The 14,094-nt window shown below is 39.9% G+C and carries 3 protein-coding genes; 1 reads left to right on the top strand and 2 read right to left on the bottom strand.

The annotated features are described in order from the left end of the window. Together A9G22_RS01955 and A9G22_RS01960 are read right to left on the bottom strand one after the other, a co-directional pair. The coding region (locus tag A9G22_RS01955) for a hemagglutinin repeat-containing protein (RefSeq protein WP_075508257.1) at window positions 1-9,222 on the bottom strand (9,222 nt) is incomplete at its 3' end. A 56-nt stretch (window positions 9,223-9,278) separates the two neighbouring features. Next, entirely contained in the window at window positions 9,279-10,973 is a 1,695-nt protein-coding gene (locus A9G22_RS01960; RefSeq protein ID WP_075508258.1) for a ShlB/FhaC/HecB family hemolysin secretion/activation protein, read from the bottom strand. Window positions 10,974-11,600: 627 nt separating this feature from the next. Here A9G22_RS01960 and rlmKL point away from each other — a divergent pair. Then, window positions 11,601-13,721 (top strand): bifunctional 23S rRNA (guanine(2069)-N(7))-methyltransferase RlmK/23S rRNA (guanine(2445)-N(2))-methyltransferase RlmL, encoded by a 2,121-nt coding sequence (gene rlmKL, locus A9G22_RS01965; RefSeq protein WP_075508259.1) that lies wholly within the window; start codon window positions 11,601-11,603, stop codon window positions 13,719-13,721. Window positions 13,722-14,094: the final 373 nt, after the last annotated feature.

Consider the following 14,094-nt stretch of genomic DNA (forward strand, 5'->3'; position numbering starts at 1 on the left):
TTGTTGTCTTTCTTCTTGGCTTAGGTCTTTGATGTCTTTATCGGGGTAAAGGATACCTGCAATAACTTCTGCACTGCGTTCACTTGCGGCAGCGCCTAAGCCACCCACTAGGGCGGAGTTGCCTTGCAGCTGCGCAACCACCCCGCCCAAGATGGCATGGCTGACCGTGTTGGCAATGTGGTCTGTTTCCCATTTGCCGGTTTCAGGGTTGTAATGCTCGGTTTGTTTTTTTATGGCACTGGCAATTTTTGGTGCCAGTGCCCCTGCAACCGCCCCTGTCATGTCGCCGCTGATGATGCCGTTAATCAGGTTGACCGCCATGTCAATGCCTTGACGGGTTTCACTGCCCATCGCCGACATACCTTGATTCATCGCTTCTTTGTAGGCGTCTTCGTAGATTTTTTGTTGCTGTTCGTCAGTTAAGACCGTTTTATTGTTTTTCGCCTTTTCTTGCTCTTTGTTTAAAGCCTCTTTCGCTTTTGAGGTGGCGCTGATTCGGTCAATGTGATTGAGCATGGTTAATGTTTCACCACCAATTTCACTCACGAGCCGTGTTTGGTCGATGATGCTTTGCTCTTTGTCTTTGTTAAAGATATGTTTGAGCGCATGACTCGCATGCTCGGTATCACGACTTAATTCGTTAATCGCTTGTTGTTGCTCGCTTTCATGGCGGACAACCATCGTCCCTGCCGATACCGCTGAGTGCGTGGTCGAGTTTTTGCTTGCTTGTTTGTTAAGACCCGTTGGTATCGATGGCATTCCACTGGTGTTAACGCCTGCACTGCTGCTACTTACCTTGTAGTCCGCTTGGTTTTTTATATCACTAAAGCTGATTGTGCCGGTGTCAAGACGGTTTTTGCTCTTGTCTTTTGCTTCTGAGGCTATCACTGCCCCTTTTAAGTCGGTGTGGTTGCCCACCGTGATGTCAAAGCCCCCTTTGCCGGCAAAAATGCCCGACTGGTCCGTCACACTTTGCCAAGTGCTGTCCATTTTGGTTTGGCTTGCTGCAGCATTTGCGCCATTTGTACTCCCCCATGAAACACTGCCCCCCAAGGATGTTGAGCTGTTTTTGGAATGGTACTCATCGCGGTCTTGTTTCGATTCTATATTGAGGTTATGACCAATATCGGCTTCCACCCTATCCCCTTTGACTTGTCCCGCCACAATGTTGGCGTCATTACCGGTGATAAGAGTAAGCTTATTGCCCGCTTCAACCACGCTTTCACGCCAGTCGGTGCCATTGCCTTTTTCGCGTGATTTGCTTTGGCTGGCATTGGCTGATAGGTTAAGACCATTTTTTTCTCCCCCAACTTGATAACCCACCCCCAACGAGCCACTGCTGCTCTTTTCTTTGCTCTCGGTTTTTATCGTGTTTTTTTGACCGATGATGTTAACATTATGGTTCGCCTTGAGCTTCGCATCATGACCCGCTGACACCTGACTGCCGATGATATTGATATCACCTCGCTCTTTTTGCCCATTGCCTGTCGCAATAATGCTGACGTTATGTCCCGCTGAGACGCCACTACTTACCGCAGTGTGTTGTTCTTGGTTTACCGTGCGTTTGGTCTTTTCACTGCCCAAACTGACATTCAGCCCCACAGAGGCTTGTGGCGTGCCATTTTGTAAATTAGCCCCCGCCTCTAACGCCGCATTGCCCGCTTGTAACCCCGCTTTGATGTTCATCAGCGCTTGGGTTTTGTTATTTTTCTGTTTTTGCGCTTGCTCTCGGGTTTGATTGGCGTTGTAAATAGCACTCGCCGTACCGGTAACCGCCACCGTCACCCCTGATTTTTGATGCTTGTACTCTTCTTGATACGTCGTTTTCGCCTCTAACGCGTCAATATTGACGTTGTCGCCTTGCATGCTTATGTCATGCTTTGCTATCACATCACTGCCTTTGATGTTAAGGTCTTTGCCCGCTTGTATCTTCACATTGCCATCAGTACTGCCAATTACACTCCCCACAAAGGCTTGTTCGGTGTTGGTCTGTTTTAAGGATTCTTTTTCTTTACCCGCCGTAAAGCCTATCCCGCCACTACCCATTAACCCCGATTTTTTGCTGACCGTTTTTTGCATGTGGTAGTAAGACTCTTCCGCTGCATCAATCGTGATATCTTCGCCTGCCCCAATAGTGACATTATGCGTCCCAACCACTTCACTGCCTGTCACCGTGACTTTATTGCCCGCATTGATGTTTACCTTATCACCATAAACCCCACTGCCTTTTTGCGTGATATTGTCAACTTCGATATCTTCGGTTATGGAGCCTTTGTTGAGTAAGCCTTGGGTTTGGGTTTTGTGATGCTCGGTTAACTGTAAGCGTGCTTGTTCACTACCTAGATTTATATCATGTTCGGCTTGCACGTTTAACGTCTTATTGCTCGAGACCGCGGCCGATTTCGCCAAGATGTCATGACCGGCAATTAAGTTGAGGTCACCTTGGGTTAACAGTTCACTGCCCACCACATCTTCAATATCAACTTTGCGTGAGTGATTTTTATTCCATTTCGCATCTTGATAGCTTTCTGTCTTTAAGGTCGATAAATTGATATCGTGCCCCGCTATCACGTTAGTGACCCCATCTTCACCGCCATTTATCACCAAGGCCGCACCCAAATTGATGTCATGACCCGCTTTTAAGTGGATATCGCCATCTTTAACACTAATACTTGAGACCTGGTCAATCACCGTATTTTTGCTTTTGCTCGCGCCGTAATGCGTTTCAGTGGTAGAGGTGGTGCTATTTAAGTTGATATCGTTATTCGCCTGTAAATAAGCCAACCTATCCGCTTTTAATTTGCCACTGCTGTTAATGCTATCTTTCGCTTGAATGATAATTGCACCCGCATCAATCAGACCTTGGTTATTGACGTTATCACCTAATAGCGAAACCTGTTTTTTACCTAATATCGCCCCCGAGGATCCAATATCATGCTCCGCTTGCACCTTGACACTTTTACCCGATAATAATGCCCCCTCCGTCGTCAGTTGCGGGTGGTTAACGAGGTAAACTTGTGGCACCAATACCGATACCGCTTGACCATCAACCATTACCGTCTTGCTTTCTAACCAGACAATATCACTGGTCAATGCCTGCATTTGTTCCGCTGACAGCGAGGCACCTACCGATAATCCATACTGCTTAGCAAACGTGGCCCCCGCATTCATTAAGGCTTTATACTGCTCAAGGTCACTGGTGTAATCACCAATATAACGGTGACCGGTTAAAGTGGCAATTTGCTCTCGGATGAGCTGTTGCTCGTAATAACCATCCCCTAACCGTTTTTGGATGTTATTTGGATCGGTTCGCAATTGATTAAGCATGTAATCCGAACTTAACCATTTTTTTCGATCCGTAAAACGGCTGTCCGTTTCCACTAAATAATTGCCTTGTGGATCTTTGTTAATGATTGATAAGCTATTTTGAGGTAATGTTAGATCGGGCTCAACAAAGATGATTGGATCCGCATGCGACTGACCCGCTTCGCTCGGCACCTCCACTTTTTGATTATCATCAATTATCGGCGTGTTGGGCTTTTCAACTTTCTCGGGTGGCATGATGGGCTGAGTGATCGGTAAATCATGAATTGGCGATTCGGTTGAAATGCTCACCTTCCCCTTTTCTTTACCCTGATTGATGATATCTTCTGATAAATTATTGAGGTGTTTTTCATTTTTGACTTCGGTCACAATCGGTTTAACGATTTCACCCAAGCTAACCGTACCCTCTTGGCGAGTTTGCAAATCAACTTGGGTTTTATCGACATTGGCATGGCCTTCTATTTTGGCATGCGCAAGATCGATAGTCGTGATGGTTTGGTCTTGATAATCGCTCCATTTTGCTCTTTTAGTATATTCTTTTTTCCCGTTTTTATGCCCTTCGTGCCGATAATGATAAATTTGATTACCGGTATCTTTGACCGTTCTCTGACCTTTTAAAGAGTGATTATTTAGCGTACCGGTCATGATATTTAACGCATTACCGGCAACAATTTTACTATTATCATTTTCTAAATGATCGGATTGGATAATCAAATCCTTTCCTGAGATGATTTCTGCCGGTGCGGTACTTTTGATTTTGGTTTCATAAACATGCCTTGTATAGTCATATTTGTAATATTTATAAGTCGAATCAAAAGCGCCATCATTTGAATGTAAAACAGGATATCTATGCCGTTTTTTAGGGCTAGTACGAATACTCACTTCATCCGGTTTAAATCGCCGTGCATCACCATTGGGTGAATATTCAACAATAGATTGACTACTTACTAAAACCTCTTCGGTTTCAATATGGTCATTGATATTGTTAATGTGATTAACGTTTAATGCCATATTGTCTGCTGCTTCAATCCGAGCTGAATGATTATTTAATGTTTGCCCTTGAATATGCAGGTCACCTAAACTGAGCAACAGCGCATGATTAGTATTATTTAGGGTGTTGACATCCAAGAAAAGACCTTCCCTTGCAGCAAGTGTCGGCGCAATGGTGCTAGTTAAAGATGAGGCTCGGTTGTTGACTTCATGGGCTTTAATATAAATCCAATCCCCATATAAACGTGCGCCTTCTAGGTTGTCAACTCGCTGTAAAGCGTTCAAGTTGACCTTGCCACCGTCAATCAGCCCTTTATTTTCCAATATATGCCCATCGGTGTTGATTTCCTCAGATTCTATAATCCCTTTGGCAGTATTTTTAATTTCATCACTCTTGAGGGTGATTGCTTGACCCGATGAGATTTTTCCGTCATTGGTAATTTTGCTTGTGTTGATTAAAATATCATTATTCGCTAGCAAGCTGTTTTTGTTATCAAACGCCTGAGTTAAATTAAGCGCAATATTGTTTTCCGCGAGCAGTTCACCGTCGCCACTCAGTTGATTGGCGTTAATGGTAATATCATTCGCTAATAAACGAGCTTGGTTATTAGCTATTTTATCTGCTTGAATATGGAGTAACGTTTTGGCGGTGATATCTGCTTGTTGGTTTTCAAGCACTTGCGTTTTTAATTCAATTTGCCCTGCATTTAATTTGGCATGCTGATGAGTAATCGCATTTGCAATAATCTTCAATAAGCTTGCGGTTTCAAGTTTTGATTGGCTGTTATTAATCGAATCAGCCTCAACCAAAATGCCCTTATTGGCTGCCATCGTTGAGTGTTGATTATCAATAGCCCCTTGAGAGTGTAATTGAATTTTTTGCATTGCCGTAAGTTTGGCATGATTATTCGTTAAATTATTCTCTGCATGTAACTGAATATTGCCCATGCTCAATAATTTGGCTTGTTGGTTATCAATAGTTTGTCCAGTAAAGGCGATATCACCTTTGGCTTGAATATCTGCGGACTGATTATTGATATGGTTAGCTTGGATCGTTAAATCACCATCTGTTACCAATTGTGCTTGTTGATTATTCACATCATTAGCAGTGATTGCCAATAAACCTTTACTACTTAATTCAGCATCGTCATTATCTAAATCATCAGCATGGATAATCAGGCCGTCTTTTCCCGAAATGAGTATTGCATGTTGATTGGCTAAGCTGGCATTGACATTAATGTGCATACCTTGCTTAGCCTGTAGTGCCGCTTCACGATTGTCAAGGTTATTGGCATGAATCGAAATATGTTTATCAGCTAACCATAAGGCGTTTTGATTATTTATTTCGTCACTGTTTACGGTAATATTTTGTTTTGCTGATAAGGTACCATCTTGGTTATTTGTTTTGTTGGCATCAATATGTATAGAATCGTTAGTAATTAACGTGGCGGATTGATTATCAAACTCCGTACTTTGAATATCGATACCTTTTTCCGCATTGAAATACGCCGATTGGTTAGCTAATTTTTTAGCGGTTAATGATAATTGGCCGCCCGATATTAAGGTCGCCTCGTTATTATTTAAATCATCAGCTTTAACGGTAATGCCCTTACCCGCTTTCCATACCGCCGATTGATTATTGATTTCATCACTCTCAAGGGTGATAGCATTTTGGCTGACCCATTTTACCGATGCACTATTGAGCTTTTTCGCTTTTATGCGAAGATTACCGTCGGCTTTTAAGATGGATGACTGACTATGTAATTCATCGGCATTAAGCGTGACTTCACTACCCGCTGCCAATAAGCTATTTTGATTATGAATGTGTTTGGCCACCATATCGATTTTATTTTGCGTTCGAATATCGGCCTCTTGATTATCTAATTGCTCATCAGCATTAAACTCAATATCGCCTGTCGCAATCATGGTGCTATGTTGATTGTTAAGGGTTCTACCTTGCATAGTCAGGTCATGACCCGATTTGATTTTCGAACGTTGATTATCCATTAACGGTGACTCAAGTGTTAATTTATCACCTGAAATCAGTGTCGCATCAGCATTGTTGAGTTTATCGGTAGCTATTATGGATAGTGACTTACCTGATTGCATGGTCAAATGGCGGTTATCAATGTCTTTGCCTTGTATATTTATCGATTGCTGGCTAATGATTTGTGCATTTTGGTTGTCAATATCGTCAGCCTGAATGTGAATAGCGGCTAATGCATTGATTAGGGTATTTTGATTATTGACAATGTTCGACGCTAAACCAATTTTTCCATAACTGAGCAATTTGCTATTATGATTATTTAAATGTAGGGCTTTAAAGAAAATATTTTTATAACTTGATATTGACGAATTTTGATTATTAATCGTTTGAGCATTAGAACTAATATGACCTTCACTAATCCATTTAGCATTGTTATTGTCTAATTGCGAAGTTGCAGTAACCGTTATATCATCTTTGGCACTTAAGGTTGCATCATTTAATTTAACCACGTTGGCTTCAATGCTTGATTGTTTTTCACTCACCATTAATCCATTAGTGGCATCAATATCATCGGTTGCATTGAGTTTAATATCACCTTTTGCCTTCACTTTTACTTTTTGGGCTTCAATATGCGAACTGGTGATATGAATGTCCTGATTGCTGATAAATATTCCTTCATTAGCCCATAGTTGCTCTGCGGTTATAGCAATGCGATCGCTGGCGCTGAGTTCGGCATTATTATTATTGATATTTTTACCTTGTAGCGTTAAGGTGGAATTGGTTAGTAATAGTGCGGATTGATTATTTAGATCGGTTGAATTAATTGCCAAATAACCATTAGATTTTAATTCTGAAGATTGGTTATTCACCTGCTGCCCATCAATAGCAATATTATGCCCGGCTGTGAGCTTTGCATGTTGATTAAAGAATTGTTTAGCCTTAATATTAATCGTGTTTTCGGAAATGAATGTCGACTCTTCATTCTTAACTAACGCGCTGTGAATATGAATATCACCTTGCGCACTTAACGCCGCTTTTTGGTTGTTAATTTGATTGGCATGAATTGTCAAAGCGCCTTCTGTTAATAATTCAGACTGCTGATTATCAAACTGATGGCTGTCAATGGTTAAGTCTTTTTTTGATTGTAATGTTGATTTTTGGTTTTCTAATGTATTAGCCTTTATTTGCAAATGGTCATGACTGACTAATAGAGATTCATTATTGGTCATCTGTTGGCTTTGTAAATTAATAGCACCTTCCGCTAAAAGCGTCGCCTTGTGATTATCGATGAGCTCCTCAGCATTAAAATTAACGTTACCTCCCGCATTGAATTTGGATTGCGCATTATTGATGTTATTGGCGCTAAAGTCGATATCTTTATTGGCCAGTATCATGGATTGTTGATTATTAATAATGTTGGCATTAGCAAAATAAGATGCATTGGTTTTAGCTTGTAAATCGTGACTATCAATGGCCTTGCTCGCTTGTAAAGTGATATCTTTTTCACTCTTAATTATTGCCGTATTGATATCGATATTTTCAGCAGTTAATGTAACCGATTCCGCTATATTTTGGCTGTTGGCTAGATTAATATTTTTTTGCGCATTAACTTTAATGTGTTGACCGGCCAGATTTTTACCCGTGAGTGAAACATGATTTGCATCTGCTGTAATATTACTTTTTTGCGTTAATTTTCCTTGTTCATCAATACCCGCCGCAAGTGTACTTGTTGAAGCACTATCGATCGTTTTAGCTTTAAGATCGATATTTTTTTGAGCAACAATATTACCTAGATTGTTAATAGTCTCTTTGCTCATTAACTGAATGTTTTGTCGACTATTAATTTGCTTGCTGTTGTTAATGCCTTGTTGGCTACTTAGCTTAATATCACCTTTAGCTTGTAGTGTTCCTTTATTACTGATTTTGCCATCAGCACTAATAACTAGGCTGTCACTGCTGGCACCTAATTCACCCGCATTATGCACACCCACCCCTTTTTCGGTGCCCACAAGGTTAATTTTGCCTGCATACATACCGCCCAGCGCTGAAACATCTATCGATACCTTAGGTTTATCGTTTACATCCTCATCCAATGGCGTGATTTTTTGGGTGTCTTGGCTCACCTTATTCCGACCCGTTACCACATTTAACTCATTCGCCCAAACCGATGAGTTAATCGATACCGTCCGTGCAATTAAATCCGTATAACTTTGCGCTGAACTGTCAAACCCTTTACCTGTTACCTCAATATACCCTTGCTCAACCTGATAACCCATCAAATCACCATTTTCGATCATCGGTTTACCTGTCGTTAGCGTGCCCCGGCTGGCATTAATAAATCCACAACCATTACAGGTGATACCCGATGGATTGGCGATGATAACTTGAGCCTTTTGTCCCGCAACTTCAACCACCCCATTTAATTGACTTGGATTACGTGAGTTGACTTCGTTTAAAATGATTTTAGCACTACCCGAGGCATTTAATAGCTCATTACCTTGAACATATCCTCCAATTTGCGTTTGGCTAATTTTACTGCTGTTATTTAAAATGACACCTTGCTTTGATACATCAAACTGTTGGTATTTATTATGAGAGATCCCTTTACTATTTGGAGCTTGAATATTGACCTGTGTTGTACCATTAGCCGTTGATGTAATAAGTGGTTGCTGATGTTTGTTGGCTTGACTGTCTGGCACAATGTTGCTGCCATAAACCGGTGAGCAAATACTAACAAAACCTAATGAAATAGAAATGAAAAAGTTTAGCGGTCTTAAATTAACAAAAAGTGATTTTAACAGCATTGATTTCGGTGCCGATGGGGTTTGTCCACTACCGATTGGCGTCTTAGCTATTTCCGCCACCACCATCTGCATACGCCGTTTTTTGTTAAAAATAACTCGGTATAAATTCTTGTTCATCATCTATTCCTTTATTTTTATTATTCTGATATTGATTGTGTATTGATTATTTAACATCAATAATTCCAGTTTACGCTAAACCCTAATACTAATGGATTAGTTTTAAAGCCTTTGGGTTTACGAATCGGTGTGCCAGCAAAAAGGTCATAGTAAAAACCATAATTATTGCCTCTAACCCCAATAACGCCTCCAGTTAAGTGCCTACCCAACAAATATTCACTTTTTGCTCCAGATACTTCACCTGTATCGATACCTAAATAAGGCTCGTGATTAAAAGGCCCCTGCCAGGCAAGCTCATTACGTGCATACCAACCTCGGTCAGCTTTCAAGGTTAATTCACCATCAAAACCTCGTATACTCCAGCGCCCACCTATCGAAAACTGGTCTGGCGAGGTTAAACGTTCGCCTCGCGTATATTGACCTTGATAGTCTAAGCGATAACGAAATTGTTGCTGACCCAAGTTAAAAGGTACGTTGGCCGATAAGTTAACTAAAAAGATGTTAGATAACGCACTACCATTATCTTCCGGATTTCGCTCTTCGGGTGCTTTTTGTGCATTAAACCAACGCACACCTTTTTGATAAGTGACCCCTGCATCTAATGTAATATTGTTAATATAGTGTCGATGTTGCAAGCCCAATTGCCAATTTGTCGTCTTTCGTTGCTGGATTTCGATTTCGGTATCATTTATATAGTTATGCGATTGGCGTAGGCTAATACCATAACTTAATGTCGTTTTTTGTGATTCATTGCGGTGAATGACTCGGCTAAGTTGTATGTTGGCGTTACGACTGCGACCACTATATTGATAATCATAATTTTGTCCCGCTACGGTTTGATGATATTTGTTACCTGATAGCGAGGTATTTAATAGCCAATACCCCAATGGCATCGAATACGATAATAAATAGTTCCGTGAACCGTATTTTCCTTTGCCGTTTAAATCATGCCCACCAGAGACATAAAAGGAATCACTTAATGACAATAAGTTATCCAAATAAAGGGTTGCTCCACCTTGGTCTCGCCCCGTTGTTTTGGTGCCAGAATCATCAACTGATAATCCTAATCGCCACATTTTTGTTTGTTTGCGAGTAATAACAATGTCACTTTCACCCGGTTTATCCCCTGGCACTAACTGCATCTGTGCACTCACCGTAGGTAAACGTTGTAAGTTCTCAAGCCCTTGCTCAATATCACGTAAATTGAGTATCTTGTTTTCTCTCGTTGGCATGGCAGTATAAAGCTGGGCATATTTATCACTATCATCACTGTAGTTAATGTGTCTAACTTGACCTTCAACAAGCCGTAATTTTAAAGTTTCATCCGCTAAATCTTGTTCTGGCGCAACAACCCTAGTCGTGATAAAACCATAGCTCACTAAGCGATCTTGTAGTTTACTCATCAGTAAACTTATTCCTTGCCCACCCAAACAATGGTGCTCTGCTTGTTGCGCTAGTTTTTTTAATGGAATAAACCAAGGTAATTTGTCACGGTCAACTAATTCAACCTGATTAATATTGAAACATAACGACTCAACGGGAAGGTCTAACTCTCCTGATGTCGCAGTAGGCGGTAATAAATGGATATCTGGTGCAGCAGGATTCAATGAATCTTGTAGTGCTTTTTCACGCTCTTGCTGGCGGAGCAATTGCTGATCACTAAGTGCTTGTGTTTGTACCGGTTTTTGTTCTGCCAACAAAATAGACGTAGGAAAAACAACTAATGCAAAACTTAATAAATATTTTTTCATCAAAAAAGCTTCTCAGTTTAAAACTAATCCAATTACCACCCAAAATTTAGGCAGCAATGTTAAGCTGAATCAAAAAAAATGTCCACGGTAATAATGACAAATATCAATAAAAAATAATATTATATTATTTTTTAATATGTTAATTTTCAAGCGAGGTTTATGTTATAGATTGGCTTTAATTTGATCACTTTTTACTGTCTCAATGAAAGGCACATTATTGTTATTGGAATATGACCAAAACTACATTATAAAAATAAACGTATTAGATAAATAATAATCTTTCAAGTGCAACTATCCCCTAAGATAATATCGTCAAAAATAGAAAATCCTCTATTATAAAAGCAATAGAGGAGTCGAATATAAAAAATGACGGCACATCAAATTGATGCTATTGGAAATGAAAAGTAAACCGATGTTTCAGTTAAAGAACCATGTCATATAAAGATCTTTGTCATAAAAAAGAATTTTTATCTATCAATACGATATTCACCGTTTATATTTGATTAAACTTCCTTACAAAATTATTATCACTCATTAAACAATATTCTTGTTAAATTCAGCCTTTATTTCCCACTATTGCAATTAGTCGGTATAATGCCTGCAATTTTATTGTAAAGTGGATTATGCATGAAAACGCTATTTGCCAGCACATCTCGCGGGCTTGAAGAGTTATTAAAAAAAGAGTTAGAACAAATTGGTTCAACCAATTGTAAGATTACGCAAGGCGGTGTCTATTTTGATGCTGACGAAACAACTTTATATCAATCACTATTATGGTCACGTTTAGCGTCACGCATTTTATTGCCAATAGCCGAATTTGATATCTATAGTGATTTAGATCTGTATTCTTGCGTGTTCAATATTAAATGGACTGATATTTTTGCTGTCGATAACGCTTTTGTGATCAACTTTGTTGGTGTTAACGAGTTTATTCGTAATAGCCAATATGGTGCACTTAAGATCAAAGATGCCATTGTCGATCATTTTTTACGTCATACCAACCAACGCCCTAATGTGGCAAAGCAAGATCCAGATATTCGGCTTCATGCTTATTTAAATAAAAACCGTGTCACACTGTCTTTAGATTTGAGTGGTAATAGCTTACATGAGCGTGGTTATCGCCAGCAAACAGGGCAAGCACCATTAAAAGAGACTCTTGCTGCTGCCATTATTATGCGTTCAGGTTGGCAAAGTGATGAACCATTACTTGACCCAATGTGTGGTTCGGGCACGCTACTGATTGAAGCCGCGATGATTGCATCAAAAATCCCACCGGGATTACAACGCAAACAATGGGGATTTTTTGCTTGGAAAGGATTTAATCCTACTTTGTGGAATTCGCTGTTATTTTCAGCTAAACAAAATGTTTGCAAACCCAATACCCCTTTTATTGGTTACGATAATAACCCAGCAGTACTTGAACGAGCCAAACAAAATGCCATCCAAGCAGGCGTGGGCGATTTAATTACGTTTTCAGTGCAAGATGTAACGCAATTAAGTCATCCATTACTAACACAAACAACTGGCATGATTATTAGCAATCCACCTTATGGCGAACGCTTAGAAAGTGAGCCAGCACTGATTGCTTTGCATACGGCACTCGGTCAACAAATTAAACAAAATTTTGGTGGGTGGAAATTATCGCTATTTAGCGGCGCACCACAGTTATTAGATTGCTTACAAATGCGAGCAGACAGACAATTCAAAGCCAAAAATGGTCCACTGGACTGTATACAAAAAAATTATGTCATTGCTCAGCGTAATACTGAAAATCCAATCAATAATCCAACGTTGCCAGCTGCCGATTTTGCTAATCGATTACGCAAAAATAAGCAAAAGTTAGAAAAATGGGCTGCTCAAGAACAGCTAGAATGCTATCGACTTTATGATGCGGATTTGCCTGAATATAACGTCGCTATTGATCGTTACAAAGATAAAATAGTCATGCAAGAATACGCCGCACCAAAAAACATCGACCCACAAAAAACGCGCCAGCGACTTTTTGATATTATCAATGCGACCATGTCAGTACTTGAGCTTACCGCCGATCAGCTAGTATTAAAAACGCGTGAAAAGCAAAAAGGCAAACAGCAATATCAAAAATTAGGGCAAAAGCAGGACTATTTTTTAGTACATGAATACCCAATTAATCAGCGCCAAACCGCATTTTGGGTCAATGTGACCGATTATTTAGATACCGGCTTGTTTTTAGATCATCGTTTAGCGCGAAAAATGATTGGTGAAATGAGTGCCGGCAAGGACTTTTTAAATCTATTTGCCTACACAGGTAGCGCAACGGTTTATGCTGGACTTGGCGGAGCAAAATCAACCACTACAGTCGATATGTCTCGCACCTATTTGGAATGGGCTGATCGTAATTTAAAACAAAATGGTTTAACGGGTAAAAAGCATCGATTAATTCAGGCCGATTGTTTGCTCTATTTATCTCAGGCTGATGAGCAATTCGATTTAATTTTTATCGATCCGCCGACATTTTCAAACTCAAAACGCATGAACGATACTTTTGATGTACAGCGTGATCATCTAAAATTGATGACCGATTTAAAACGCTTATTACGTCCTAATGGAACGATTATCTTTTCGAATAATAAGCGTGGTTTTAAAATGGATAGTGTAGGTATGCAAAACCTAGGGTTAACTTATCAAGAAATTACCCATAAAACGTTATCACTTGATTTTAAGCGTAATAAACAAATTCACTGCTGTTTTATTGTAAAACATCAATAGAGAAAGTGGGGAAACAGCTAGGTATATCATTGATTTTATTTTAGTTTTATAACAACTTTCAGATAAAAAATTAAATAAAATCAATACTCTACCTGAACACTTTTATAGAAACACGAAAAGCCAGCAAAACACCCAATCCCAAACCAAATACGGAATCGACCGTCAAAATGTGTCGATAACCAAGAAATGAAAAGAAGTTAGCCTTGCTAACTCCACTTTGTGAATATCTCTCAGAGGGTTTATTAAGGGGAGGAACATGTATCCTCCCTTAATTCGGGCGTTATCATCGTATAAAAATGCTCACCGAATCTTATAACACTTGATACCTGCGACCATCCCCAAAAACAATGCAGATAGAATATTGATTTTAAGT

The organism is Gilliamella sp. App2-1 (assembly GCF_001690255.1).
Lineage (GTDB): Bacteria > Pseudomonadota > Gammaproteobacteria > Enterobacterales > Orbaceae > Gilliamella > Gilliamella apicola_G.